At 61.3% G+C, this 1,076-nt stretch carries 1 protein-coding gene; it reads left to right on the top strand.

Features of this window, described 5'->3' with window-relative positions; all coding sequences use genetic code 11:
- Positions 1–783: sulfatase-like hydrolase/transferase (locus H5U08_RS19610; protein ID WP_297037105.1), on the top strand; the 783-nt coding region annotated here is incomplete at its 5' end.
- Positions 784–1,076: the final 293 nt, after the last annotated feature.

Below are 1,076 nucleotides of genomic sequence, written 5' to 3'. Positions count from 1 at the left end.
TTTGAGGGAAAGCCTCCAGCAGGCGGCCATCACAGCCCCGTGTATGCCGCAATGATCGCCAGCGTCGATGAAAGCGTGGGGCGGATCCTGGCCACGCTGAAAGAACTCGGACTGGACGAGAATACCCTCGTCATCTTCACGAGCGACAACGGGGGAGTGGGCGGGTACGAACGGCTCGGAATTCAGGCGGGAAGCATCACGGATAACGCACCCCTCCGCGGCGGAAAAGGCATGCTTTACGAGGGAGGGATCCGCGTCCCGTTCATTTTCCGCTGGCCAGGTCACATTCCGTCAGGAACGGTATGTCACGTGCCGATCCACAGCGTCGATATTTATCCAACGCTCCTCGAACTGGCCGGCGCAAACCCGCCCGCCAATTACGTGCTTGACGGCGTGAGCCTTGTGCCGTTGCTGACGCAGGGGGACAAAGCCCCGTTCCCGGAAAGACCGCTGTTCTGGCATTTCCCCGGCTATCTGGGAGCCAGTCAGGGCACCTGGCGGACAACACCTGTCGGGGCTATCCGGCTGGGGGACTGGAAGCTCCTCGAGTTTTTCGAAGATGGCCATCTGGAGCTGTACAACCTCCGCGAGGACATCGGCGAGGAAAAGAATCTGGCCTCGCAGAATCCCCAGAAAGCTGCCGAACTTCACGAGCTGCTGAAGAAATGGCGGGCAGAAATCCACGCCCCGATGCCTACTCCGCACACGCCGGAACCGGCTGGCAAAGCTCAGAAAGCGGAGAACCGACCCCGGCGGGCCCAACGACAGGCGCAGCAAAATTGATGGCGGTAGCCGCTGTCACACCACACGCGGGCACCGACGGATCTCCATTTACACGGCGTTTACGCGCCTGCGTATTCCACTCACCTTCTTCGAGCCCAACAGGCGCACCCCTTCGGACTTTCCGTCGCCGGGACCTGCTTGCCGGGGACGTTTTTTCACCGGATTATCCGCAGCGTTTCTCCGTCACCGCCTGTTCGAGCGGATTTCCGATTCAGGCCGCAGACGCGCGAACGCACAGCGATCACTTCTTGCTCGGCGGTTTCGGCAGGACATCGGCCTGAGGTGTCACGCGG

This window comes from Thermogutta sp. (assembly GCF_014359955.1).
GTDB lineage: Bacteria > Planctomycetota > Planctomycetia > Pirellulales > Thermoguttaceae > Thermogutta.
This window is presented reverse-complemented; position numbering and strand designations above follow the sequence as displayed.